The sequence below is a fragment of the Bartonella bilalgolemi genome, from assembly GCF_023500045.1.
GTDB lineage: Bacteria > Pseudomonadota > Alphaproteobacteria > Rhizobiales > Rhizobiaceae > Bartonella > Bartonella bilalgolemii.
In genome coordinates, this window is sequence record NZ_JAMCOF010000004.1 from 85,718 (window position 1) to 112,525 (window position 26,808).

Genomic DNA, 26,808 nt, shown 5'->3' on the forward strand with positions numbered 1-26,808 from the left:
AATCTGCTCTTTTCATCTTATTTCTTGAAAGATAATGGTCAACTACATCTATTTTATAGATTTCTCAATTTTCAATACACCAAAATAAATTTCTCTTTTTAATTACCTAAATATTACAAACGTATAGTAAAATAATAAAAATGCCGAATACTATAATGAAAAATCTTATTTGCACCAAAATTTCTTAAATCTAAGATTACCTTATAAAATTTACAAAAACACACTTATCAGAAATGCTATTCTGAATCTTAAAGCCTAATAAAATGCCTAATTTTATTTCAGATGCTTCACGTCATTTTTTAGCATTATTAATCATTCTACAACATTACTAGCTGTCATATTTGTTAACATAGCTTTCGCGGCTTCGCCATCACTAGATTTTCGGCGCTCATTCATAATCAAATCATCGCGAACAGTAGCAATACGACGAATTTGGGCAATCGCACCACCTGTACCTGCAGGTATAAGCCGACCAACAATAACATTTTCCTTAAGTCCTTGCAGAGTATCAATTTTTCCTGAAACTGCTGCTTCAGTGAGCACACGCGTTGTTTCCTGAAATGATGCTGCTGAAATAAAAGAAGGTGTCTGAAGAGACGCTTTTGTAATTCCAAGAAGTATAGGATTACCTGCTGCAGGTTTTTTACCTTCCGCAATTAGATTATCATTGATTTCATCTAGTTCAATGCGATCAACATGATCACCTGAAATATAACCAGAATCACCAGATTCAGTAATTTCAACTTTTTGCAACATCTGGCGAACAATCACTTCAATGTGCTTATCATTAATCAAAACACCCTGTAAACGGTAAACTTCCTGTATCTCATTAACAAGATAAGATGCCAAAGCTTCAACACCTTTAATTGCTAAAATATCATGAGGAGCTGGATTACCATCAAGGATATAATCACCTTTCTCAATTTGGTCACCCTCTTGCAAGTGAAATAATTTACCCTTCGGAATTAAATATTCTATTGGCTCAAGGGATTCATCATGTGGTTCAATAATAATACGGCGCTTATTTTTATAACCACGACCAAATCGAATTGTACCACTAATTTCAGCAATAATAGCATGATCTTTTGGACGACGTGCTTCAAAAAGCTCAGCTACACGTGGCAAACCACCCGTAATATCTTTAGTTTTAGCGCTTTCCATTGGTAGGCGTGCAATAACATCGCCTGCCTTAACATAAGAACCCGGCTCAACAGAAAGAATTGTCTCTACCGACATCATATAACGGGCTTCACCACCTTTATACAATTTAGCAATAGCCTCATTTTTCTTATCTGTATAAATAATAATCGCTGGTTTTAGCTCCGCACCACGTGGATTAGCACGCCAATCAATAACCAAACGCTTAGTAATACCTGTAGATTCATCAGCCGTTTCAGTAACTGATAAACCATCAACCATATCTTCGAAGCCTATATAACCATCAACTTCAGTCAGAACTGGCCGTGTATAAGGATCCCACTCTGCTATACGTTGACCGCATTTTACAACATCACCATCATCAACGAAAATACGTGCACCATAACTAATACGATGCACAACACGTTCTTTGCCAGCTTCATCCTTAATTATAATAGCCATATTGCGCCCCATAACAACCAAATGGCCTTCAGAATTCCGAACCACGTTACGATTACGAATTTCTATTGTTCCCTCATAAGACGCTTCAAAATAAGATGAATCAACAACCTGTGCTGTTCCACCTAAATGGAAAGTACGCATTGTAAGTTGAGTTCCTGGCTCACCAATTGATTGAGCTGCAATAACACCAACTGCTTCTCCCTGATTAACTAATGTTCCACGTGCTAAATCACGACCATAACACTTAGCACAAACACCAAGACGCGTTTCACATGTCAAAGCAGAACGTATTTGGACAGACTGAATTCCTGCCTCTTCAATCTTAGCAACATCAGATTCTTCGATCATTGCACCACCTTCAAGAATAACCTCACCAGAAACCGGATGCAAAATATCAAGAAGTGCCGTACGACCAAGAATTCTCTGACCAAGAGAAGCAACAATTTGTCCTGAATCAACAATTGGCTGCATAGTAAGACCTTTTACAGTACCACAATCAATCGCTGAAATAATAGCATCCTGAGCAACATCAACAAGACGCCGTGTTAAATAACCAGAGTTAGCAGTCTTTAATGCAGTATCAGCAAGCCCTTTACGTGCACCGTGAGTTGAATTGAAGTATTCATTAACGGTCAAGCCTTCTTTAAAATTAGAAATAATTGGTGTTTCAATAATTTCACCCGATGGCTTTGCCATCAAACCACGCATCCCAGCCAGCTGCCTCATCTGATTAGCAGAACCACGAGCACCAGAATGCGACATCATATAAATTGAATTCATCTGACGTTTACGACCTGTTTTAGGATCAAATTCAACTGCCTGAATACGCTTCATCATCTCATCAGCAACACGATCTGTGCATTTACCCCAGGCATCAACGACTTTGTTATATTTCTCACTTTGGGTAATTAAGCCATCACTATATTGTTGCTCATATTCCTTAGCAAGAGCTTCCGTTTCTGCTACTAAACGAGACTTACTATCAGGAATAACCATATCGTCTTTACCAAATGAAATTCCAGCACGACAAGCATGAGAAAAACCAAGCTGCATAATACGATCACAAAAAATCACTGTTTCTTTTTGCCCACAGTGTCTATAAACTTGGTCAATCATTTTAGAAATATTCTTTTTAGTCATTTCTTGATTAACAATATCAAATGAAATATTCGGATTCTTTGGTAAAAGTTCACCAATAATTAAACGACCAGGCGTTGTATCATAGAGTTTGGAAACAATTTCACCATCTTTATTAAGATCCTTAAAACGGCCTTTAATTTTCGTATGCAAAGTGACAATTTTATTTTCTAAAGCATGATGCAACTCACCCATATCTGCAAAAGCCATTCCTTCGCCCGGTTCTTTTTCAGAAACAATTGAAAGGTAGTAAAGACCAAGAACCATATCCTGTGATGGAACAATAATTGGTGCACCATTAGCTGGATGAAGAATATTATTGGTTGACATCATCAAAACACGAGCCTCAAGCTGTGCTTCAAGAGAAAGAGGGACGTGAACAGCCATCTGATCACCGTCAAAATCCGCGTTAAATGCTGTACACACCAACGGGTGAAGTTGTATAGCCTTTCCTTCAATCAAGATAGGCTCAAAAGCCTGAATTCCTAAGCGGTGAAGCGTCGGTGCACGATTCAATAACACAGGATGTTCACGAATAACCTCATCTAAGATATCCCAAACTTCTGGATGTTCTTTTTCAACAAGCTTCTTGGCTTGCTTGACAGTAGATGAATAACCTTTTGCATCAAGTCGCGCGTAAATAAAAGGCTTAAATAACTCGAGAGCCATTTTTTTCGGAAGACCACATTGATGTAATTTCAATTCAGGACCCGTTACGATAACAGAGCGACCTGAATAATCAACACGCTTCCCAAGTAGATTCTGACGGAAACGTCCTTGCTTACCTTTTAGCATATCTGAAAGGGATTTTAATGGACGCTTATTTGCTCCAGTAATCACACGCCCGCGACGACCATTATCAAATAACGCATCAACGGCTTCTTGCACCATACGCTTCTCATTTCGGACAATAATTCCAGGAGCACGTAACTCAATTAACCGCTTTAAACGGTTATTCCGGTTAATAACACGTCGATAGAGATCATTCAAATCTGATGTCGCAAAACGACCACCATCTAATGGAACTAATGGACGCAAATCCGGTGGGATGACTGGAATAGTCTTCATAATCATCCATTCTGGTTTATTACCAGATTCAAGAAAATTCTCAACGATCTTAAGCCGTTTAATCAGTTTTGCCTGTTTTAATTCTGAAGTTGTTTCAGCTAATTCAGTACGCAAATCATTTGCAATTTTATCCAACTCCATCCCCGCAAGAAGCTCATAAATAGCCTCTGCACCTATCATAGCTGAAAATTGGTCCTCCCCAAATTCATCAACAGCAAGCATATATTCTTCTTCTGATAGAAGCTGATGTAACTTAAGAGATGTCAATCCTGGTTCTGTAACAATATAATTCTCAAAATAAAGAACTCTTTCGATATCTTTTAAAGTCAAATCTAAAAGAGTAGAAATGCGACCAGGTAATGACTTAAGGAACCAAATATGAACTACTGGAGCCGCAAGCTCAATATGACCCATACGTTCACGACGTACCCGTGAAAGAGTGACTTCTACACCACATTTTTCACAGATAATACCCTTATATTTCATACGTTTATATTTACCACATAAACATTCATAATCTTTAATAGGACCGAATATACGTGCACAAAAAAGACCATCACGCTCTGGTTTAAATGTCCGGTAGTTAATAGTCTCTGGCTTTTTAATTTCACCATATGACCAAGACAGAATCTTCTCAGGACTCGCAATTGAAATACGAATAGAGTCAAATGTCTGCGCTGGTGCCTGAGGATTGAAAAGATTCATGACCTCGTGGTTCATGCTGTTCTCCTTCAAAGATTCTAAAACTAGCCACAATAGCTTTTTTCTTTGTTAAAGCTTTATTTAAGACCTGTTTTCATTTTTAAAATATTTTTCCATCTAATAGAAATTTCTCTATTATAATTTTATAAAAAATCAGAGCACACTATTTTAATATGCTTCCTAAAAATTAACCTTCTGAATCAGATAATGCTCGTTGCGCAATAAGTTCACGCGCATCATCAAGCTCTACATTAAGACCAAGAGAACGCATCTCCTTAACTAATACATTAAAGCTTTCAGGAATACCTGCCTCAAATGTATCATCACCACGAACAACGGCTTCATAAACTTTTGTTCGACCAGCCACATCATCCGATTTAACCGTTAACATCTCTTGCAAAGTATACGCAGCACCATAAGCCTCAAGCGCCCAAACTTCCATCTCACCAAAACGCTGACCACCGAATTGAGCTTTACCTCCTAACGGCTGCTGTGTAACAAGTGAATAAGGCCCAATCGAACGCGCATGTATCTTATCATCCACAAGGTGATGCAATTTAAGCATATAGATATACCCTACAGTTACTGGACGATCAAAAGCCTCTCCAGTACGACCATCATAAAGCGTAACTTGTCCTGAACTATCTAAGCCTGCATCTTCGAGCATCATATTGATATCAGCTTCATGAGCTCCATCAAAAACAGGTGTCGCAATCGAAACACCCTGCTTCATCTGAAGTGCTAGCTTAAAAATACTTTCATTATCATAGTGGCGAACTGGTTCATTGCGATCATCATCAGGAATAAGATTTTCAATACGTTGACGCAAAGGTAATATATCTCCGGTTTCCTGATAAAGCTCTATTAAATCACCAATTTTTTTACCCATACCTGCACATGCCCACCCAAGGTGTGTTTCAAGAATTTGACCAACATTCATACGACTTGGCACACCCAAAGGATTCAAGACAATATCAGCATGCGTTCCATCTTCAAGAAATGGCATATCTTCTACTGGAAGAATACGTGACACAACACCTTTATTACCGTGACGCCCTGCCATTTTATCACCTGGTTGAATTTTGCGCTTCACTGCAACAAAAACCTTCACAATTTTCATAACACCAGGAGGCATTTCATCGCCTCTTTGAACTTTTTCAACCTTATCCATAAAACGACGTTGCAGTGCTTTTTTTGATTCATCATACTGCTTATGCAAAGCTTCAATTTCATTCTGAAGCTTTTCATCTTCAACAGCGAACTGCCACCACTGATACCGTGGATACTGCTCCATTACTGTACTATCAAGAGTCTTCCCTTTGGGAAAACCTTTTGGACCTTCTATCACAACCTTGCCTGTTAATATATCTGCAAGACGTGTATAAACACTCCGATCCAGAATTGATTGCTCGTCATCACGATCTTTAGCCAAACGCTCAATTTCTTCACGTTCAATTGCCATTGCACGCTCATCTTTTTCTACACCATGGCGATTAAAAACACGAACCTCTACAACAGTACCAAAAGTTCCAGGAGGCATTCGCATAGAAGTATCACGAACATCCGAAGCTTTTTCACCAAAAATCGCGCGTAAAAGCTTTTCTTCCGGCGTCATTGGACTTTCACCTTTTGGTGTAATTTTACCGACTAAAATATCACCAGGATGGACTTCGGCACCAATATAAACAATACCAGCTTCATCAAGATTTCTTAATGCCTCTTCTGCGACATTAGGTATATCTCGGGTAATTTCTTCTGGTCCAAGCTTTGTATCACGTGCTGCAACCTCAAACTCTTCAATATGAATCGAAGTAAATACATCATCAGCAACAATACGTTCAGAAAGTAAAATAGAATCTTCATAATTATAACCATTCCAAGGCATAAATGCCACAAGAACATTTCTACCAAGAGCTAAATCACCAAGATCTGTAGATGAACCATCTGCAATAATATCGCCCTTTTCTATCCGATCTCCTACATGTACGAGAGGACGCTGATTAATACAGGTAGACTGATTGGAACGCTGAAATTTCTGTAGACGATAGATATCAACACCAGACTTTGAAGGATCTAAATCCTCTGTTGCACGAATAACAATACGCATTGCATCAACTTGATCAACAATACCACCACGTTTTGCACCAATAGCAGCACCTGAATCACAAGCAACTATTGCTTCCATACCTGTACCAACAAGAGGTGCTTCTGCACGTAAAAGTGGAACTGCTTGACGCTGCATATTAGATCCCATCAATGCACGATTTGCATCATCATTTTCTAAAAATGGAATAAGTGCGGCAGCTACAGAAACCAACTGTTTTGGTGAAACATCCATCAAATCTATATGATCACGTGGTGCCATTAAAACTTCACCAGCATGACGACAGACAACAAATTCTTCTGTAAAACGTCCTTCTGTATCCAATGAAGAATTTGCCTGAGCTACATAGTGTTTTGATTCTTCCATAGCAGAAAGATAGATGACTTCTTTCGTCACCTTACCATCAATAATTTTCCGATATGGACTTTCAATGAAACCATACTTATTAACTCGAGCGAATGTTGCTAAAGAATTAATCAGACCAATATTTGGCCCTTCTGGTGTTTCAATCGGACAAATACGACCATAATGCGTAGGATGCACATCGCGCACTTCAAAACCTGCCCGCTCACGAGTTAAACCACCTGGACCAAGAGCAGAAAGACGACGCTTATGAGTAATCTCTGACAATGGATTAGTTTGATCCATAAATTGCGATAATTGTGAGGATCCAAAAAACTCGCGAACTGCAGCAGCAGCTGGCTTTGCATTAATCAAATCCTGTGGCATAATCGTGTCAATTTCAACCAACGACATACGCTCTTTTATTGCGCGTTCCATACGAAGCAAACCAATCCGATATTGATTTTCCATCAATTCTCCAACCGACCGAACACGACGATTGCCAAGATTATCAATATCATCAATCTCACCACGACCATCACGCAATTCAACTAACATCTTGACAACGGCAAGAATATCTTCTTGGCGCAAAACGCGAACTGTATCTGGACAATCAAGCCCCATACGCAAATTCATCTTAACACGCCCAACAGCCGAGAGATCATAACGCTCTGGATCAAAAAACAATGAATGAAACATAGCCTCTGCTGTGTTAATTGTTGGCGGCTCACCTGGACGCATTACTCGATAAATATCGAATAGAGCATCCTGTCGGCTTTCATTTTTATCTATTTTTAAGGTATTGCGAATGTATGCACCAACATTCATATGATCAATATCAAGAATATTAATCTGATCAGCACCAACATCAGACAAAATCTTTAATGTTTTTTCGTCAATTTCATCTCCAGCTTCAAGATAAATCTCACCTGTTTGATAATTTACGATATCTTCTGCAAGGTAGGAGCCCAACAAATCATCTTCACTAATTTCAATCGCTTTTAGACCTTTTTCTTCTAAAAGCTTTGCAGCACGAACTGTTAGTTTTTTACCAGCTTCAGCTACAACTTCACCGCTATCTGCATCAACAAGATCAGAAACCAGTTTCATCCCCTTAAAACGATCAACTGAATAGGAAATACGCCATCCATTCTTGGTACGTTCATAAGAAATTTTATTATAAAATGTCGATAAAATATCTGATGCATCCATACCCAATGCCATTAAAAGACTGGTCACTGGAATCTTGCGCCGCCGATCAATACGAACATAGACAATATCTTTAGCATCAAACTCAATATCAAGCCACGATCCACGATAAGGAATCACACGAGCTGCAAAAAGAAATTTACCTGATGAATGAGTCTTCCCTTTATCATGGTCAAAAAAGACACCAGGAGAACGATGCATCTGCGAAACAATAACACGTTCTGTACCATTAATGACAAATGTACCATTATGGGTCATTAAAGGCATATCGCCCATATAGACACCTTGCTCTTTAATGTCTTTAATATCTTTTGAACCAGTATCTTCATCAACATCAAAGACAATTAAACGCAATATCACCTTTAATGGTGCTGCATATGTCAAATCACGTTGATGGCATTCTTCTACATCAAATTTAGGTGGATCAAATTCGTAACGAACAAATTCAAGCATGGCTGTACCGGAAAAATCCGAAATAGGAAACACCGATTTAAAAACAGCCTGCAAACCTTCATCTAAACGCCCACCCTCCGGTTCCTCAATCATAAGAAATTGATCATATGAAGCTTTCTGAACTTCAATAAGATTTGGCATTTCTGCTACTTCAGGAATCTTACCAAAAAATTTGCGCACACGTCTACGGCCATTAAATTGGGACATCATCGCTAAAGTCTGAGCCATTGTTGCTCCTCGATCTTTACTGCTCAAGGTAGACTAAACCTTGATAGCTCCATGTCATCAGCCTGCATATATACAGACCAGCTCATTTGATACCCTTTTAAGTATCACTTAATTTTTATATACCTAAACAACCAATTTTCTACTTAATTTGACTTTACTATTAGGTTGTTTAAAATACCCCCTTCCCTTACAGCCACTAAACTGTAAGGAAAAGGCTTTCCTCAATCAAGCCCCTTTTCTGGGTAAGGGGAGAGGGAAATTGATATACATCAATACTTATCAATAAAATAAACTTACTTAAGCTCAACTTTAGCGCCAGCAGCTTCAAGTTGAGCCTTAATTTTTTCTGCTTCGTCCTTAGAAGCACCCTCTTTAATAGGCTTAGGTACTCCCTCAACTAAGTCCTTTGCTTCTTTAAGTCCAAGCCCCGTAAGAGCACGAACTTCTTTAATAACATTAATTTTTTGAGCACCACCATCAGTAAGAATAACATCAAATTCTGTTTTCTCTTCGACAGCTGGAGCAGCAGCGCCAACAGCAGCAACAGCCACAGGAGCAGCAGCGGAAACACCCCATTTTTCTTCAAGTAATTTCGAAAGCTCTGCAGCTTCCAGAACAGTAAGGTTAGAAAGATCTTCTACGATCTTTGCTAGATCAGCCATTTTAAAATTCCTTCACTTAAAAGATTTGAATTATTGTTTAGAATTTATCCAAAAAACAGAAAAACATTAAGAACCTCTGTAAACTTGGATTACAAAAAACAGCACAGCTGCTTTATCCTCCCCGAGCATATGCACCAATAACACGCGCAACCTGACCCGCAGGTGCATTAACAACTTGAACAATACGGATCGCAGGAGTAGAAACCATACCCAGAATTTTTGCCCGCAATTCGTTCAGTGAAGGCAATGAAGCCAAAGACTTTATAGCATCAACACTTAAAGTTGTTGCACCCATTGAGCCACCAAGGATAACAAATTGATCATTAGCCTTCGCAAAATCAACAGCAACTTTCGATGCTGTAATTGGATCTTCTGAATAAGCAATAAGCGTTTGTCCGGTGAATAAACCCATCATTGCTTCAGATTTTGTACCTTGAAGAGCGATTTTAGCAAGACGGTTTTTGGCCACTTTAATAGCACCACCTGCTTCATTCATTTTTGAACGAAGATCGTTCATTTGTGAAACAGTCAAACCGGAATAATGTGCAACAACAACAGAACCTGACTCTTGAAAAGTCTTGTTAAGCCATGTAACAAATTTTCCTTTTTCCGCTTTATTCACTATCTTTCTCCATTTAACAGGTTTACTAAAATAAACCTGTTGGTTACCTTTGATAGCATGAAATTCTTCTATGCTAACGACGAGGATCCTGCCCCCTTCTTCACGCACAAACGATCAAAGGCAATCCTGGCTCAAACCTTTTAAGTTTATCAACTTCAAAGTTCTTACCCCAGTCTCATGCAGGCTTTTTCTAATTAAGATACCCAAACAAAGTATCACCTACAATCTCGGACAGGACATTCCGGAATTTCTCCCGGTATGACCTGAGCTCAATAAAGCTCAGATAATTGAATACCAACAAAAACTGACAACTAAAATATAATCTCAGCCATCAGATACACAAAAAAACTACAAGTTTCATATTGACTCTGAACGAACTGTTGCAGGATCAACCTTTATTCCAATACCCATCGTTGAAGAAACTGCAATTCGTTTAATATATTCACCTTTTGCACCTTGCGGCTTAGCTTTAGCAACTGCACCAACAAAAGCTATAACATTTTCTACTATTTTCTCAATTCCCAAAGAAGCCTTACCGATACCAGCGTGCACTATACCAGATTTTTCAACACGAAATTCAACAGCACCACCTTTAGAAGCCTTAATAGCATTAGCAACATCAATTGTTACAGTACCAACTTTTGGGTTTGGCATCAAACTCCGTGGGCCAAGAATTTTACCAAGACGACCAACAAGAGGCATCATATCGGGCGTTGCAATACACCTATCAAAATTAATTGTTCCGCTATTAACAATTTCAAATAAATCTTCAGCCCCCACAATATCTGCACCAGCAGCTTTAGCCTCTTCAGCCTTAACACCACGTGCAAAAACAGCAACACGAACATTTCGTCCTGTCTCATTAGGCAAATGAGCAACTCCTCGAACCATCTGATCTGCATGACGAGGATCAACACCTAAATTCATTGAAATCTCAATTGTTTCATCAAATTTAGCAACAGCACGTTCTTTGACCATTGAAATAGCATCTGTTAAAGCATAAAGCTTATTAAAATCAACACCCTCACGAATTTTATGTATTCTCTTTGCTATCTTTACCATAATATTAGCCTAATACCTCTAAGCCCATAGAGCGAGCAGAACCTTCAACCATGCGCATTGCCGCTTCGATATCATTTGCGTTAAGATCTTTCATCTTTGCCTCCGCAATCGAATGAATCTTATCACGAGAAACCGTTCCTACAAACACCTTACCTGGCTCTTTCGAACCACATTTTAAATTTGCTGCCTTTTTCAAAAAAAAGGATACCGGAGGAGTCTTCAACAAAAACGTAAAAGACTTATCTTGATAGTAAGTAATAACTACTGGAATCGGCGCACCTTTTTCCATTTCCTGCGTCGCTGCATTAAACGCCTTACAAAATTCCATAATGTTAATACCACGCTGTCCAAGAGCAGGACCTACTGGAGGTGATGGAGTAGCCGCTCCTGCAGGAATCTGTAATTTCAACTGACCTACACTTTTTTTTGCCATAATACCCTGCCTCTAAATTTATACTGGTAAATTGGCTACTAAAATTATGCCAAAAACCCACTGCAGTTTAATAGTCTGGATCATTAAGCCGGCAAAAGCTATAAATCACCTTCTATCCTAATCTATTTTCAAAGTGAACAAAAAAACACCTTGATCCCAATCAAAGCTTTTCAACCTGATCAAACTCCAAATCAACAGGCGTAGGACGCCCAAAAATTAATACTTCAACCTTAAGACGAGAACGCTCTTCTTCAACCTCTTGAACAATACCATTAAAAGAAACAAAAGGTCCATCTGCTACTCGAACTTGCTCACCCACTTCAAATGACATAGAAGATTTTGGAGACTCAACTCCCTCTTTAACTTGTTTAAGAATTTGCTCAGCTTCGCGATCAGAAATAGGAACAGGACGCGCATCTGAACCTAAAAATCCCGTCACTTTAGGAGTATTTTTAATGAGATGATAAACCTCATCCGTCAACTCAGCACAAACAAGAATATAACCAGGAAAGAATTTGCGCTCGGAATCAACCTTACGACCACGACGAATTTCAACAACACGCTCAGTCGGAACAAAAACCTTTTTAAATAAATAATCAAGCCCTTTTTGCTTTGCCTCTTTATCAATAGCTTCCGCTACCTTTTTTTCAAAGTTTGAATACACTTGAACAATATACCAACGAGCAGCCACAGTCACACTTTCCTTGCACTATCAACTAAAAAGATATTTTAGAAGATCAATACCCTGCCATACACCAAAATTTACCGTCTGATCCACAACGAAAAAGAAAACTGAAGCCAACGCCGTCACTACCAACACCATAGCAGTAGAAATCACTGTTTCACGACGTGTAGGCCATTTTACTTTAGCTGTTTCTGCACGAACTTGTTTTAAAAAGGTAATAGGATTGATTTTAGATGCCATTAATCACACTACATTCCTTCTAACCTTATTGTAAACTACACAACAAAAAACACGACAAAAATGCAAAAAATTACAACCATCCTTATACAATCTCATCATCTTTCATTCAATACAGATTCATGTACAAAAAAACAAGCCCTATATAAAAAAAAGAAAATAAACGTAATCACTCTATCCTCTCTCTAACCTATGATTCAAATCACAATCCGCGGCAGGGGCAGCAGGATTTGAACCCGCGACCTGCGGTTTTGGAGACCGCCGCTCTACCAACTGAGCTATACCCCTAATCTTTTAGGAAGCACTTAAATACATCCTAAGTAATTTATTTCACCTATTCAATAATTTTAGATACGATACCGGCCCCAACGGTGCGCCCCCCTTCTCGGATAGCAAAACGAAGCTTCTCTTCCATTGCAATTGGCACAATCAAAGAAACATCCATAGCAACATTATCACCTGGCATAACCATTTCCGTTCCTTCAGGGAGGGTAACTATACCGGTAACATCTGTTGTACGAAAATAAAATTGCGGGCGATAATTCGTGAAAAATGGTGTGTGACGACCCCCTTCATCTTTCGTTAAAATATAAGCCTCAGCTTTAAACTTAGTATGAGGCGTAACAGAACCAGGCTTCGCCAATACTTGACCACGCTCAATCCCCTCACGATCAACACCACGAAGCAAAGCTCCAATATTATCACCAGCCTGACCTTGATCTAAAAGTTTGCGGAACATTTCGACTCCGGTAACTGTCGTCTTAGATGTAGGACGTATACCAATAATCTCTATTTCTTCGCCAACTTTAATAACACCACGTTCAACACGACCCGTAACAACCGTTCCTCGACCAGAAATAGAAAAAACATCCTCTATAGGCATCAAAAACGGCTGATCAACTGGACGCTCAGGCGTCGGTATATACTTATCAACTTCACTCATCAAAAGACGAACAGAATCTTCACCTATGCTCTTATTAGAATCCTCAAGCGCTGCTAAAGCCGAACCCTTAACTATGGGAATATCATCACCAGGAAAATCATATTTCGATAAAAGCTCACGAACTTCAAGCTCCACAAGCTCTAAAAGCTCGCTATCATCAACCTGATCAACCTTATTGAGAAAAACAACAATCGCTGGAACACCAACCTGACGCGCCAACAAAATATGCTCACGCGTTTGAGGCATAGGTCCATCTGCTGCAGAAACAACTAATATGGCACCATCCATTTGCGCCGCTCCTGTAATCATGTTCTTAACATAATCCGCATGACCAGGACAATCAACATGAGCATAGTGACGGCTCTCCGTTTCATACTCAACATGCGCAGTAGATATCGTTATACCACGCGCCCGCTCTTCAGGCGCCGCATCAATTTGGTCATATGCTTTAAATTCACCAAAATATTTCGTAATCGCTGCCGTCAATGAGGTCTTCCCATGGTCAACATGACCAATCGTTCCTATATTAACATGCGGCTTCGTACGTTCAAATTTGCTCTTTGCCATTGCCGTCAATCTCTCGTCTTAAATTAGTTAGCACAAAAAAGGATCTCAAAACCAAACCAAACCGGCCTAATATCTCAGTCCGGCATAGCAACTATAAAACGAAAATATTCGTCTCTATTTTATAATGGAAAAATACTTCCACCATTTTACTCAATCGCCAGTTTATGTTTGGAGCGGGTAGCGGGAATCGAACCCGCGTATTCAGCTTGGAAGGCTGCTGCTCTACCATTGAGCTATACCCGCAATATATCAGCTCTATTTGATGAATGGTGAAGGGGGTTGGATTCGAACCAACGTAGCATACGCAACGGATTTACAGTCCGTCCCCTTTAACCACTCGGGCACCCCTCCATTACATCGGCAGAGCTGGGCGATAAAGCATCACTACAACCAATCTCTTTCTATTAAGTTCAGACTGGCTGAGGGTTGGTTATGGCGTTTAGTATTGTATCTGTCAACAAAATAAATATGGTTCTTTACAAATTTCCTACTAAATAATTTAAAATTTTATATTTTTTCTATATACAAATGCATTATAAGTGCAATATGAAAAAAAATATACCTCAAGACTCTCATTACGCTCATCTTCGTCGCCGATATCGCGATATAAAAAGCCCTTTTTGTCAATCTTCAACATATGTAAAACAACCATTTATCCCGTTACAAAAAGCACAAATTTACCTTTATGGTATTCATCCAGTTCACGCAGCATTGAAGAATCCTCGAAGAATCTTAAGGCATCTGTATGCTACATCAAATGCTTTAAAACGTCTTAATATAAACGAATCAAATATACCGTGTCCTATAACATCATGCTCACCTAAAAAACTGGAAACATTTGTAGGAAGCGAAGCAGTTCATCAAGGAATTGTATTAGAAACTGAACCTCTAAAATCACATTCTTTATCGGAATTAACCAATACTAATCTTATCATTGTCATGGACCAAATTACTGATCCACATAACGTTGGCGCTATTATGCGCTCTGCAGTAGCCTTTAAAGCTGGAGCAATCATTACTACTAATCGCCATTCACCACAAGAAAGTGGTGTACTTGCCAAAGCAGCTTCTGGAGCTTTAGAGCTCATTGAATACATCACAGTACACAATCTTTCTAAAGCACTTAAAGAGCTTCAACAAATGAACTTTATTAGTTTTGGGCTTGATTCAGAAGGTGAACTTCCTTTAGAGACGGCGTTAACAGGAAATAAAATCTCTCTTATCTTAGGAGCAGAAGGTAAAGGTCTACGTCAAAAAACACGCGCAAATGTTTACTCATTAGTACGCCTGGATCTACCTGGAGATATCAAGTCATTAAACGTTTCAAATGCAGCAGCAATCGGGCTCTACGCAGCTCACAAATATCTTAGACGATAATTTTTATTGTTCTATAGTAAATTGAGATGAGAATTTCACTTAGAGCAAACAGCAATAATTGTAGCTGCTGCATTAAATTCGGCCCTTTTATAAGCACGACGTGCTATTGTTTCCTCATCTTTTCCCCATTGTTCCATTGTCCAATCTTCATCTAAATGCGCTATAGCCCAAGCATCATCTGTACAAATTTTCCTCTCAGCTACAGCAAAAGCAATAAGAGCTGATCCTGTTAAAGTAGTCATCGTATGAAGTGCAGCCAGCGTGTAAGGAGACTCTATCTTGCGTAAATAATTGCTCACCGCTTGAATAGACTCAGGTGGTTGTTCAACATGCATAAGCCCTTCCACTAAGTTAAAATGTGTACCTAATTTTTCTTCTGCCCAATCAAGTAAAAAATCCCATTTTTCAGATTGTCGTTCCACTAATTCTTTTGGTGTTTGTGCTCGATAAAAAATCATATCACATGCAACAAAACGCAACAAATGTTCAAAAATAATTTGCATATTATCAATTATACCGTCAATAATAGTATTAACCAAACGCGTCATCGGCATTTTTACTGGATCAATCACCGCTTTTTGTGCAGTAAATTCCTGCGCTACTAATGCAGCAAGCGTTTCTACCGGTACAAAAAAATCACGTTTTGCAGGTGTCTTTAATAGTCTCCCATCTAGTAAAATAAAAAATTTTTCCTCTTTACAAATAACATTTACTTTTTCATAAAACCGCTTAGGCAATGGCTTACATAATAACTTCTGAGGATGATGAAGAGATTTACCTTCATTCAATAACATATCAACATCACCTAAAATTTCACGCATTTCGTTCTACCTTTAATATTTTCAATAAGCCCAACTAAAGTTTCTAGAATAAAATTTGCAATCAGCAGCTACAAAAAATACTTTACAACAATTTTGAAACGTATCAACTACAGTCATTCCAACTAATACTAAAGTATTATGCACATTTAACCATCAATAATCTTATACTACATTTCTGAATGATAATCTCAGCATCAGCTCACAATCTCTTATAATCATTGATTTATAACTCAATATCCTTAAATATTTTTCATATAACAGCGAATGCTAAAATACTTTCTGATAAAGGTGCTTTCAAATTACATAAAACACTATTTTGTAGAAAATTTAAATTCTTAATCACTTCATTTGCTCATATAAAGAGGTATTTTGATATTATAACTTTATACACTATGTGAAGGGATTTCTTCATATTCCTTCTGAGATTTAAGGATTTTTTAGAAACAAAGAGCATATATTATCATTATAAATCAATTAATTATTAACCTAAAAAAACAAAATACAGTGTTTTTTCTATTATTCTGTGCTGCCATCGCTTTCGTTAAAAGCGAAAAGATTAAAACTTTGCAGCATATGAGGTGGTAAAGGTGCAGTAATATCTAATATACCTCCTGAAGGATGAGGTATACGAATACGACGTGCATGAAGATGAAGCCGATTTTGCATTCCTCCTGGCAATTCCCAATTACTATCAGAAAAAAAATATTTTGAATCGCCAATAATCGGATGATTCATATAAGCAGCATGGACACGTAATTGATGTGTTCTACCTGTATAGGGCTCCATTTCAAGCCAAGAAAGAGCTTTTCCTCGTGTATCCAAAACACGATAATAAGACACTGCATGATTGGAATCTGGTTGTCTATGTTCACAAACACGCATTTTATCACCTTGTTCAGTTATTTCTCTAACCATCCATGTCGAAATTTTATCTTGTTTTTTTCTAGGTACTCCCCGTACCAAGGCCCAATAAGTTTTCTTTGTCTCTCGTGCTCTAAAAGCAGCAGTCAAAGCCTGTGCCGCTCCTCTTGACCGTGCCACAACAAGAACTCCCGATGTCTCACGATCAATGCGATGAACCAATCGTGGTTTTTCCCCTTTTTTATTGCGCCATACTTCAAGCATACTATCAACATGACGTGTCAAACCAGAACCGCCCTGTACAGCTAAACCTGCTGGTTTATTAAAAACAAAAATTTTTGAATCTTCATAAAGGAGCATATCTTTTAAGATTACTTCAGCATCCTGTCCACAAATGATTTTATTGATTACAGGAACGCTATCCTCTTTATCTATAAGTAAAGGGGGCACACGGATAGATTGACCTACAACAAGACGCACATTATTTTTAACACGTCCACCATCAACGCGTATCTGTCCAGAACGTAGAAGCTTTTGCAAATATCCAAACCCAACATCTGGATAATATACCTTAAACCAGCGATCTAAACGCATTCCACTTTCATCTGCCTCAACCTTTTTTATTTTTACACCCACCATAACAATTCTCTTGCTATAAAATTTGTTATTAACATTCTCATCCTACTGTATATAAACACAAAAAAACGATCTTATAAATTGATGCTATCACGCTGCATTACAATCCGTATCCAAAATTGCATTCTCCTACTGCATAAATTTTATTAGTTCAAAGACTAATCACTAATATTAGAGAATCAAAAACCTGATTGTGAGAATTGGAGATAATCATCTGTGTCTTTATTTAAAATTTATGCTCGTGTTCTTTCTTATCTCAACAAAGAAAAAAATGCATCCATTTTAATCTGTTCAGCTAATGTCACTTTAGCTATAATTACAATTATAGAACCTATTTTATTTGGACAGGTTATTGATGCAATTGCAGATAAATCAGGCATTATTTCTACCCTCATAATGTGGGTAGGCTTTGGAGTTTTTAATATTATTTCTTATGTACTCGTAGCGCGTAGTGCTGATCGCTTAGCACATAGATGTCGCTTAACTGTTTTAATAGAATCTTTCGAACGTATCATTGCTATGCCATTAATCTGGCATCAGCAACGTGGAACTTCTAATGCTTTGCATACATTACTACGTGCAATAGACTCTATGTCAACCATATGGCTTGACTTTATGCGTCAACATCTCTCAACTCTTGTTGCATTATTTGTTCTCGTACCAATAGCTTTTAAAATGAATTGGCGTCTTTCAATAGTCTTGCTTGTCCTCGCTATTATCTATGTATTAATTGCACGCTTAGTGATGCAAAAAACAAAAGATGGACAAGCGGCAGTAGAACGCTACCACCATGATCTTTTTAAACATGTCAGTGATTCAATTTCCAATGTTGCCATTGTACAAAGTTATAATCGAATAATAGAAGAAACCTGCGCACTTCATCAACACGCAGATAATCTTCTTAAAGCTCAGAATCCTGTTTTAAATTGGTGGGCTCTCGCTAGTGGATTAAATCGAATGGCTTCAACAATTTCCATAGTATGTGTCCTTCTTCTAGGTGCCTTTTTTGTAACAAAAGGCCAAGTGCGAGTGGGAGAAGTTGTGGCTTTTGTTGGATTTGCTCAATTAATGATTAATCGTCTTGATCAAATTAGCAATTTCATCAATTTAGCTATATCTTCACAGGCGAAGCTAAAAGATTTTTTTGAAATGGAAGACTCTACTGTTCATATCAATACACCAGAAAATCTCCCTTCTCTTCAAAATGTTAAAGGTGTAATTCAATTTCATCATGTATCCTATAAGTTTCTCAATTCTTCTCAAGGTGTTTTTGATATTTCATTTAAAGTTAAAGCAGGACAAACCGTTGCAATTGTCGGGCCAACAGGTGCTGGAAAGACAACATTAATCAATTTGTTACAACGCGTATACGATCCCACAATTGGACATATCAGTATTGATGGAATAGATATACGAACAATTAATCGTGAATCTTTGCGCAAAGCTTTAGCAACAGTCTTTCAAGATTCTGGTCTTTTCAATCGTAGTATTCGCAATAACATTTCAATAGGCAAAGCAACCGCAACAGATGAAGAACTTTATAAAGCCGCAAAGACAGCTGCTGCTCATGACTTTATTTTAAGAAAAAATGATTGTTACGATACATTAGTTGGTGAGCGAGGCTCACAATTATCAGGTGGAGAAAGACAACGATTAGCAATCGCACGTGCTATCTTAAAAAATGCACCCATCCTTATTTTGGATGAAGCAACAAGTGCTCTTGATGTTGAAACAGAAACTCGTGTTAAAGATGCTATTGATTGTGTAAGTCAAAACCGCACTACCTTTATTATAGCACACCGTCTTTCAACAGTTCGCAATGCTGATCTTATATTATTTTTAGATCATGGTCGTTTAATTGAAAAAGGTAGCTTTCAAGAACTGATCAGCAAAGGCGGTCGCTTTTATAAATTATTACAAACTAGCGGTTTAATGATTGATCAAGAAACAATAAAAACAGAAGATGAAAACATAGTGCCATTACACAAAGCCATTGCATCATAAAATTGTTTCTTTCTGTGCCTTTAAATTAAAATTTAATTTAACTATATCCAATTTAAGTCTTCTTAAAAACTGAAACATAAAACAAGAATAAAAATTACCCTTTAAGAAAAGCCTTTAACGCCGTAATCGCTTCTTCAGCTTTATCTCCTTTGGAACCACCAGCCTGTGCCATATCAGGGCGTCCGCCACCACCTTTACCACCAAGAACAACCGAAACAATGCGTACTAAATCAACAGCATTTAATATATTTATTAAATCATCAGTAACCCCAACAACAGCGCTTCCCTTGCCATCTTCCGAAACACTAATAAAAGCAATCACTCCAGATTTAATTTGCTTTTTTCCAGAATCCACCAATGTTTTAAGATCTCGTATTGCAATGTTTCTAAGAACACCCCCCATAAAAGAAATGCCATTAATATTAACAGTTGTAATTTCCTCTTTTCTACCCTGTAATGCCTTACCATTTAGAACAACATTCTTACGTGTATTATTCAACTCTTTTTCAAATTTACGACGATCATCAAACAAATTCCTTACACGTTCCTCCAAATTAGCAGGAGAAACTTTTAAAAAACTAGCAATTTCATAAATTCGCTTATCTTGCTGACGCAGATAAAGGCGCGCAGTTGTACCCGTTAAAGCCTCAATACGACGAACTCCAGAAGCTACAGAACTTTCAGCAACAATATGAATTAAACCAATATCACCTGTTCTCTGTACGTGAATACCCCCACAAAGCTCAATTGACCAATGCTTTTTTAATGCTATTGCCTCACATCTCTCTCCCATAGAAACAACACGCACTTCATCGCCATATTTTTCACCAAACAATGCCATTGCCCCTTCAGAAATTGCATCATCCAGCGCCATCAAGCGGGTTGTGACCTGACTATTTTGCAATACAATATCATTTGCCAAATCTTCTACTCTTTTTAGCTCTTCTGATGAAATTGGCTTTGGATGAGAAAAATCAAAACGCAACCGACTAGGAGATACTAAAGATCCCTTCTGTGCAACATGAGGTCCTAGTATACAACGCAAAGCTTCATGCAATAAATGGGTAGCAGAATGATTGGCACGAATTTTGCTACGACGCTCAGAATCAACGGTAAGTTCTACACAATCAGATATCTTTGCTTGACCAGATTTTACTTCTCCAATGTGAATAAAAACACCATCACCTCTTCTCTGGGTATCACGCACTTCGAAAACAAAAGACTCACCAGAAATAACACCACTATCACCTATCTGCCCACCAGACTCAGCATAAAAAGGTGTCTGATTGACAACAAGCATGGCATCTTGCCCTGAAGAAATATGATCAACAATTTCACCATCACAAATAAGAGCCGTAATAACGCCTTCAGCTTTTTCTGTTTCATAACCTAAAAATTCTGTAGTTCCTACCTGGTCATGAATAGAAAACCATATTGTTTCTGTTATTGATGCGCCAGAACCAGACCAATTGGCACGATTTTCCGCTTTCTGAAGCTCCATTGCTTTTTCAAAAGCTTCAATATCAACAGATATTCCACGACGTCGAAGAGCATCTTGCGTCAAATCAAGTGGAAAGCCATATGTATCATAAAGTTTAAAGGCAACTTCACCATCAAAATGATCACCTTCCTTAAGATCAGTGCTTGCTTCATTTAATAAACTAAGTCCTCGTTCAAGAGTTTTATGAAAACGCGTTTCTTCCAACTTTAAGATTTCTGAAATTAAGGACTCAGCACGCACTAACTCAGGATAAGCTTGCCCCATTTCGCGAATTAAAACAGGCAAAAGTTGCTCCATTAATAACTCTTTAGCACCAAGAAAATGAGCATGACGCATAGCACGACGCATAATACGACGCAAAACATACCCCCGGCCTTCATTGGAAGGAAGGACACCATCAGAAATCAAAAACGCAGAAGAACGGAGATGATCAGCAATAACACGATGGCTAGCAATAAACTCACCTGTTGCCTTTACTCCTGTTATCTCTTGTGAAGCATGAATTAATTTACAAAAAAGATCAATATCATAATTATCATGAACACCTTGCAAAACAGCTGCAATGCGTTCTAATCCCATACCAGTATCAATAGAAGGACAAGGTAATTCAATTCTCTCTTCTTTATTAACTTGCTCATATTGCATAAAAACAAGATTCCAAATTTCAATAAAGCGATCACCATCCTCATCAGCACTTCCCGGAGGCCCCCCAAAAATTTCACCACCATGATCATAAAAAATTTCTGAACAAGGACCACAGGGACCTGTATCCCCCATCGACCAAAAATTATCATTGGTCGCAATACGGATAATTTTTTCGTTTGGAAGTCCCGAAATTTTACGCCATAATTCAGCTGCAATATCATCAGTATGATAAACTGTAACTAATAATTTATCTTTCGAGAGACAAAACTCTTTGGTTAAAAGATTCCACGCAAAAAAAATTGCTTCTTCTTTAAAATAATCACCAAAAGAAAAGTTCCCAAGCATTTCAAAAAAAGTATGATGACGTGCTGTATAACCAACATTATCAAGATCATTATGCTTTCCACCCGCACGGACACATTTTTGTGCTGTTGTTGCCCTTTTATAAGGGCATTGTTCAAATCCAGTAAAAACGTTTTTAAACTGAACCATTCCTGCATTTGTAAACATCAATGTAGGGTCATTACGTGGAACCAGCGGACTCGAAGAAAGAATTTCATGTCCATTACGACGAAAATAATCCAGAAAAGTTGACCGGATATTATTAACACTATTCATATTTACTCCTGTAGAATAAAGTAAAAAATCGCAAAAAACAAATGACTACCTAATACAGCAATTCTTTGCTACCTTTAGAGCTTTAATCAAGACAGAAATATTCTCACAAAAAAATAAAAGTAAACGATCTTCTACTTCAAAATTCTAACAAATAAAAACAGAATAAACTTTAAGTAAAGAAACCTTATTCAAAATAATATTGTATCAGATTGATTCATCACCCTCTGTACTTTCTAATCCAGAATTTTCTAGCAATTCAATTGCGATTAAACCAGCATTTTGTCGTAAAGCTGTTTCAATCTCAGAAGCTATTTCTGTATGCTCACGTAAAAACTGCTTTGCATTTTCACGCCCCTGCCCTAAACGTTGAGAATTATAAGAGAACCATGAACCAGATTTTTCTACAAGACCAACTTTAACACCTAAATCTACCAATTCCCCCAATTTAGAAATGCCCTCACCATAAATAATATCAAATTCAACTTGCTTGAATGGAGGTGCTAACTTATTTTTTACAACTTTAACACGAGTCTGACTTCCAATAATTGTGTCACGATCTTTAATAGCCCCAATGCGACGAATATCCAAACGAACGGAGGCATAAAACTTTAAAGCATTTCCACCTGTTGTTGTTTCAGGAGAGCCAAACATTACACCAATTTTCATACGAATTTGATTGATAAAAATAACCATACAGTTAGAGCGAAAAATCGATGCTGTCAATTTTCGTAATGCCTGACTCATTAACCTAGCTTGTAATCCAGGTAAAGCATCTCCCATTTCACCATCAATTTCTGCACGTGGTGTCAAAGCTGCCACTGAATCCACAACAAGCACATCAACGGCACCAGAACGAACAAGTGTTTCGGTAATTTCCAACGCCTGTTCACCAGTATCTGGCTGAGAAATAAAGAGATTTTCTAAATCAACACCAAGTTTACGTGCGTAAATAGGATCAAGAGCGTGCTCTGCATCAATGAAAGCACAAATCCCACCATTTTTCTGGGCTTCAGCAATAGAATGAAGAGCCAGTGTTGTTTTCCCAGAACTTTCTGGTCCATAAATCTCAATAATGCGGCCTTTTGGTAGTCCGCCTATTCCCAAAGCAATATCCAAAGATAACGAACCAGTTGAAACTGTCTCAATTTCAACAACCTGCTCTTTCTGCCCAAGACGCATAATTGAGCCTTTACCAAACGAACGTTCAATCTGTGAAAGAGCAGATTCTAGAGCTTTTGTTTTATCCACAATTATATCCTTAGTGAGTTATAACAAATTTAATATACAATATGTACTCGCACTATATACTGTACTCTTCATCTAATTAAAGCCTCTAATTTGAATGTTCACAGACTATTTCTTTTTATACTTAGTTGATTCAATAGTACCAGATTCTCTCCACTTAAAAGAAACTACGTTTTCTTTTAACAATATGACTAAATACAAAAAACTATCAAAAGTACACTCTTATTCTCTCTAAAATCTTATTTTTAATTAACTCGTTTTTGTCGTAGCTTCTTCCACCACTCAAGGCGCTTCGTAATTTCGCGCTCAAAACCACGTTTTTGTGGTTGGTAATAAATCTGACGCCCAAGTTCTTCAGGAAAATATTCCTGCCCTGAAAAAGCATCTTGTTCATCATGATCATAACGATAACCATAACCATATCCCTCTTCTTTCATAAATTTTGTGGGAGCATTAAGAATGTGCTTAGGAGGAGATAAAGAACCGTTTTTGCGAGCACTATACATTGCCGCTTTATAAGCAAGATAAGTTGCATTTGATTTTGGTGCAGTTGCAACATAAAGACATGCTTGCACAAGAGCTAATTCCCCTTCAGGCGATCCTAGATAATTATAAGCATCTTTTGCTGCATTACAAATTACAAGAGCTTGTGGATCTGCTAAACCAATATCTTCAATAGCTATACGAACCAGCCTACGCCCAATATATAAAGGATCTTCACCTGCATCAAACATACGTGCAAGATAATAAAGTGCAGCATCAGGATCAGAACCACGAACTGATTTATGCAATGCTGAAATAAGATTATAATGACTATCTCGTCCTTTATCGTAAATCGGAGCTCGACGCTGAATAATGGCTTGCAAAGTTTTGGCATTAAACACTTCTTCTGACTGTGCAACACGCCAAATCTCTTCTGCTAATGTTAAAGCTGCTCTTGCATCACCGTCAGACATCCTTATCAAAATTTCTCTAGCTTGATCATCTACAGGCAGTGATCTTCCCTCCATTTTTTCAGCACGCTTTAAAAGTATGTCCAAACTTTCCTTATCATGTGTGTGAAAAGTTAAAATACGCGCACGTGAAAGAAGAGCAGCATTAAGTTCAAATGAAGGATTTTCAGTTGTTGCTCCTACAAGAATTATAGTTCCATCTTCCATAAAAGGTAAAAAACTATCCTGTTGAGCGCGATTAAAGCGATGAATTTCATCAATAAATAATAATGTCTGACATCCAGACATCAAACGAGCTCGAGCTACTTCAAAAATTTTCTTTAGTTCTGCTATTCCAGTAAAAATAGCAGAAACTTGTTCAAAAGCAAAATTTGTTTCAAGTGCCAATAAACGTGCTATCGTCGTTTTACCTGTGCCTGGCGGTCCCCAAAAAATCATGGAACTAAATGAGCCAGATGCAACCATACGTGAAAGAAAACCTTTCGCTCCAATTAAATGGTTTTGCCCTACCACTTCGTGAAGAAAGCGGGGACGCATCCTTTCTGCAAGGGGACGACTTTGATTAACACAAGAATCAAAAGATAAAGTAAAAAAATCTTTATTCAAATAAAATCCTCAGCGAATCAATTGACGAATATGTACACCATTGCGCTCATATTCTAGTTCCCAAATATGTGAGTGTTTTTGCGTAAGCACTTTTTTCAATTGACTCACAGTTCGAATTTTATGGCCATTAACAGTATGCAAAATATCTCCAGGACGAAAAATACCTGCAGCGTTACTTATTTGGTCAACATTGGTAATTATTACACCTTTCGCAGTGACAGGAAGATGAAATCGTCGACTATTATACTGCGTTAAATCTAATACTTCAGCACCAGAAAGAGGGTTTTCTCCTACAATTTTTTCAGATTTTACAAACGCAGACTCTGGTGTTGATAATACAGTTATTTCTGTTTTAAAAATTTTTCCATCCCGTAAATATTCTAAAACAAGGCTCTGTCCAATCCTAGTTGTCATCAAACGATATCCAAGACTATCTGGACTCTCAATTTGCACTCCTTGCACACTCAAAATAACATCACCTACTTTTAAACCAGCTTTCTCAGCGGGACTACCTTTGGTAATCTCAATAATGAGAGCACCATACGAATGTTCTAAGCCTAAACCACCCGCAATATCAGGTGTAATATTTTGAAAAGATGCCCCAATATAAGGCGGCACAAAAAACTTTCCACCACGCTTAACTGTATCAAGAACGACTTTAATAAGATTAGCTGGAATAGCAAAACCAATCCCGACAGAACCACCTGAACGTGAATAAATAGCTGTATTAATCCCTATTAATTGGCCTTTCATATCAATTAAAGCACCACCAGAATTACCTGGATTAATAGCAGCATCTGTTTGAATGAAAAAATCAAAATCAGAAATACCTATACGCGTACGCGCTTGTGCTGAAACAATACCGCTTGTAACTGTCTGACCAACACCAAAAGGGTTACCAATTGCTAGAACAAGATCTCCAACTTCCACTGTATCAGAATCCCCCAAAGGGAGAACAGGAAATTGAGAACCTTTCGAATTAATTTCAAGTACTGCAATATCAGTTGTTTCATCCTTTAATATAACTGTACTTTCAAATTCCCGGCCATCAGAAAAAGCAACTTTAATTTCGCTAGCATCCTTAATGACATGGTAACTAGTAACGATCAAACCACGTGTATCAACAATCACCCCAGATCCTAATGATGCCTGAGTACGCAAAGACTGCTTACCTTGATAACGACCCAAAAATTGTTCAAAAAATGGATCTCCCTCAAAAAGCGAACGCACTCTAACTTTCCGTGCAGCATAAATATTCACAACAGATGGAACAGTCTTTTTAACTAAAGGAGCAAATGAAAAAGCAATATCTGATTGTTTTTGTGGAATTTGAGCATTCGCATAACGGAACGTTATTTGTGCCATAATCACAAAAAAAAGCCCCATTAAAATAGAATATTTCATTATTAGCTCCTTCATAAACTAAAGGCTTATTTCTTAATAAGATAAGAAGCCCTCCTACTTACCTCAAAAATCTATAATCATCAT

Annotated in this window: 17 protein-coding genes and 3 tRNA genes; 2 read left to right on the top strand and 18 right to left on the bottom strand. The window is 37.9% G+C overall.

The genetic code is table 11. The annotated features are described in order from the left end of the window. Nucleotides 1–312 precede the first annotated feature (312 nt). The 12 genes from rpoC to M4Z11_RS03460 form a co-directional block, all read right to left on the bottom strand. The gene (gene rpoC / locus M4Z11_RS03405) at nt 313–4,524 is read right to left on the bottom strand and encodes a DNA-directed RNA polymerase subunit beta' (protein WP_249676262.1); all 4,212 of its coding nucleotides are present in this window, start codon (nt 4,522–4,524) and stop codon (nt 313–315) included. A gap of 169 nt (nt 4,525–4,693) precedes the next feature. Continuing rightward, a complete protein-coding gene (gene rpoB, locus M4Z11_RS03410) occupies nt 4,694–8,842 on the bottom strand; it encodes a DNA-directed RNA polymerase subunit beta (protein ID WP_249676264.1) in 4,149 nt (1,382 codons plus the stop codon). A 293-nt stretch (nt 8,843–9,135) separates the two neighbouring features. Beyond that, on the bottom strand, nt 9,136–9,504 hold the full coding sequence (gene rplL / locus M4Z11_RS03415) for a 50S ribosomal protein L7/L12 (RefSeq protein WP_249676266.1): 369 nt from the start codon (nt 9,502–9,504) through the stop codon (nt 9,136–9,138). Nucleotides 9,505–9,616: 112 nt separating this feature from the next. Continuing rightward, nucleotides 9,617–10,126: a 50S ribosomal protein L10 gene (gene rplJ / locus M4Z11_RS03420; RefSeq protein ID WP_249676268.1), complete on the bottom strand. Its 510-nt coding sequence runs from the start codon at nt 10,124–10,126 to the stop codon at nt 9,617–9,619. A 357-nt stretch (nt 10,127–10,483) separates the two neighbouring features. Further along, nucleotides 10,484–11,188 (bottom strand): 50S ribosomal protein L1, encoded by a 705-nt coding sequence (rplA, locus tag M4Z11_RS03425; protein WP_249676270.1) that lies wholly within the window; start codon nt 11,186–11,188, stop codon nt 10,484–10,486. A 4-nt stretch (nt 11,189–11,192) separates the two neighbouring features. Beyond that, nucleotides 11,193–11,621, bottom strand: a complete 429-nt coding sequence (gene rplK, locus M4Z11_RS03430) for a 50S ribosomal protein L11 (RefSeq protein WP_249676272.1) — start codon at nt 11,619–11,621, stop codon at nt 11,193–11,195. A 160-nt stretch (nt 11,622–11,781) separates the two neighbouring features. Beyond that, a complete protein-coding gene (gene nusG, locus M4Z11_RS03435) occupies nt 11,782–12,312 on the bottom strand; it encodes a transcription termination/antitermination protein NusG (RefSeq protein ID WP_249676429.1) in 531 nt (176 codons plus the stop codon). 21 nt (nt 12,313–12,333) lie between these two features. Continuing rightward, nucleotides 12,334–12,546, bottom strand: a complete 213-nt coding sequence (gene secE, locus M4Z11_RS03440; protein ID WP_249676275.1) for a preprotein translocase subunit SecE — start codon at nt 12,544–12,546, stop codon at nt 12,334–12,336. 212 nt (nt 12,547–12,758) lie between these two features. Next, nucleotides 12,759–12,831: transfer RNA gene (locus tag M4Z11_RS03445), tRNA-Trp, on the bottom strand. 46 nt (nt 12,832–12,877) lie between these two features. After that, complete coding sequence (gene tuf, locus M4Z11_RS03450) at nt 12,878–14,053, bottom strand: elongation factor Tu (protein WP_249676279.1); 1,176 nt, start codon at nt 14,051–14,053, stop codon at nt 12,878–12,880. A gap of 169 nt (nt 14,054–14,222) precedes the next feature. Continuing rightward, nucleotides 14,223–14,296, bottom strand: a tRNA-Gly gene (locus M4Z11_RS03455). Between the two features lie 24 nt (nt 14,297–14,320). Then, nucleotides 14,321–14,404 (bottom strand) — tRNA-Tyr (locus M4Z11_RS03460). Nucleotides 14,405–14,599: 195 nt separating this feature from the next. Between M4Z11_RS03460 and rlmB the strand changes: the two genes are divergently transcribed. Further along, complete coding sequence (gene rlmB, locus M4Z11_RS03465; RefSeq protein ID WP_249676282.1) at nt 14,600–15,430, top strand: 23S rRNA (guanosine(2251)-2'-O)-methyltransferase RlmB; 831 nt, start codon at nt 14,600–14,602, stop codon at nt 15,428–15,430. Between the two features lie 35 nt (nt 15,431–15,465). Here the strand turns inward: rlmB and M4Z11_RS03470 are convergent, their stop codons facing one another. Both M4Z11_RS03470 and M4Z11_RS03475 read right to left on the bottom strand, forming a co-directional pair. Then, nucleotides 15,466–16,251 (bottom strand): ATP12 family chaperone protein, encoded by a 786-nt coding sequence (locus M4Z11_RS03470; RefSeq protein WP_249676285.1) that lies wholly within the window; start codon nt 16,249–16,251, stop codon nt 15,466–15,468. Between the two features lie 516 nt (nt 16,252–16,767). After that, nucleotides 16,768–17,751, bottom strand: a complete 984-nt coding sequence (locus tag M4Z11_RS03475; protein WP_249676288.1) for an RluA family pseudouridine synthase — start codon at nt 17,749–17,751, stop codon at nt 16,768–16,770. 213 nt (nt 17,752–17,964) lie between these two features. Between M4Z11_RS03475 and M4Z11_RS03480 the strand changes: the two genes are divergently transcribed. Next, nucleotides 17,965–19,752, top strand: coding sequence for a glucan ABC transporter ATP-binding protein/ permease (locus M4Z11_RS03480; protein ID WP_249676291.1), 1,788 nt, complete (start codon nt 17,965–17,967; stop codon nt 19,750–19,752). 94 nt (nt 19,753–19,846) lie between these two features. Here the strand turns inward: M4Z11_RS03480 and alaS are convergent, their stop codons facing one another. From alaS to M4Z11_RS03500, 4 genes are all read right to left on the bottom strand, one after another. Beyond that, nucleotides 19,847–22,516 (bottom strand): alanine--tRNA ligase, encoded by a 2,670-nt coding sequence (gene alaS / locus M4Z11_RS03485; RefSeq protein ID WP_249676296.1) that lies wholly within the window; start codon nt 22,514–22,516, stop codon nt 19,847–19,849. 204 nt (nt 22,517–22,720) lie between these two features. Beyond that, nucleotides 22,721–23,764 (bottom strand): recombinase RecA, encoded by a 1,044-nt coding sequence (gene recA, locus M4Z11_RS03490; protein WP_249676298.1) that lies wholly within the window; start codon nt 23,762–23,764, stop codon nt 22,721–22,723. Nucleotides 23,765–24,006: 242 nt separating this feature from the next. Beyond that, complete coding sequence (locus M4Z11_RS03495) at nt 24,007–25,320, bottom strand: replication-associated recombination protein A (protein ID WP_249676301.1); 1,314 nt, start codon at nt 25,318–25,320, stop codon at nt 24,007–24,009. A 9-nt stretch (nt 25,321–25,329) separates the two neighbouring features. Then, nucleotides 25,330–26,724, bottom strand: coding sequence for a DegQ family serine endoprotease (locus tag M4Z11_RS03500; protein WP_249676302.1), 1,395 nt, complete (start codon nt 26,722–26,724; stop codon nt 25,330–25,332). Nucleotides 26,725–26,808: the final 84 nt, after the last annotated feature.

Excerpts from the sequence above, each read along its gene's own strand:
- rplA (WP_249676270.1), bottom strand. The coding sequence starts at position 11,188 with ATGGTAAAGATAGCAAAGAGAATACATAAAATTCGTGAGGGTGTTGAT.
- M4Z11_RS03475 (WP_249676288.1), bottom strand. The coding sequence starts at position 17,751 with ATGGTGGGTGTAAAAATAAAAAAGGTTGAGGCAGATGAAAGTGGAATG.
- rplK (WP_249676272.1), bottom strand. The coding sequence starts at position 11,621 with ATGGCAAAAAAAAGTGTAGGTCAGTTGAAATTACAGATTCCTGCAGGA.
- rpoC (WP_249676262.1), bottom strand. The coding sequence starts at position 4,524 with ATGAACCACGAGGTCATGAATCTTTTCAATCCTCAGGCACCAGCGCAG.
- M4Z11_RS03500 (WP_249676302.1), bottom strand. The coding sequence starts at position 26,724 with ATGAAATATTCTATTTTAATGGGGCTTTTTTTTGTGATTATGGCACAA.
- rlmB (WP_249676282.1), top strand. The coding sequence starts at position 14,600 with ATGAAAAAAAATATACCTCAAGACTCTCATTACGCTCATCTTCGTCGC.
- M4Z11_RS03470 (WP_249676285.1), bottom strand. The coding sequence starts at position 16,251 with ATGCGTGAAATTTTAGGTGATGTTGATATGTTATTGAATGAAGGTAAA.
- rpoB (WP_249676264.1), bottom strand. The coding sequence starts at position 8,842 with ATGGCTCAGACTTTAGCGATGATGTCCCAATTTAATGGCCGTAGACGT.
- alaS (WP_249676296.1), bottom strand. The coding sequence starts at position 22,516 with ATGAATAGTGTTAATAATATCCGGTCAACTTTTCTGGATTATTTTCGT.
- secE (WP_249676275.1), bottom strand. The coding sequence starts at position 12,546 with ATGGCATCTAAAATCAATCCTATTACCTTTTTAAAACAAGTTCGTGCA.
- tuf (WP_249676279.1), bottom strand. The coding sequence starts at position 14,053 with ATGGCAAAGAGCAAATTTGAACGTACGAAGCCGCATGTTAATATAGGA.
- rplL (WP_249676266.1), bottom strand. The coding sequence starts at position 9,504 with ATGGCTGATCTAGCAAAGATCGTAGAAGATCTTTCTAACCTTACTGTT.